The organism is Candidatus Nanopusillus massiliensis (assembly GCF_920984865.1).
The window spans coordinates 177,225-177,786 of the sequence record NZ_OV100765.1; the positions used below are offsets into that span (position 1 = coordinate 177,225).

At 20.7% G+C, this 562-nt stretch carries 1 pseudogene (running past one end of the window); it reads right to left on the bottom strand.

Going from position 1 to position 562, the window contains the following annotated elements:
• Positions 1-274 (bottom strand): annotated as a pseudogene (locus tag LUA84_RS04535) (class I tRNA ligase family protein) (it extends 187 nt beyond the left edge of the window).
• Positions 275-562 lie beyond the last annotated feature (288 nt).

The window sequence follows — 562 nt, forward strand, 5'->3', positions numbered from 1 at the left end:
AGATAGAATCCCAATAATCAGGATCAAGTTCTGATTTAACTAAAGAATCACAAAATATACCCCAATTTTGACTTTTGCTAATTTTTCTATTTTCATATGTTAAATAAGATAATCCAATTACATTATATGGTAAACTATAATTATCCAATTTTGTATATTCAAAGAATTCTTTATAATTATCACTTACATTATGTGTAGATAAAAAAATTGCTGGCCAAAATACTGCATGAAATGGAATATCATCTTTACCTAAAAAGTGGTATAACTTTTCCATTTATCCAAAATTCCCTCCAATTAATATCTAAAACAATTTTTATAACTTTTTTATTTTCAAATAAGAATTTTAATATTTTATATAAATTAAAAAATTCACTATATAATCCCGATAAATATAAAACACTTCCATCTATTTTATATTCCAATTCATATACTTTATTATTTATTTTTATTTTAATTATTTTTCCATTATCTTCTAATAAAGATAAGTCATTAATATTTTCATCNTTGACATCATCATATATATATTCTTCCTTTAATTTTTGTGCAATAAATGATATATATC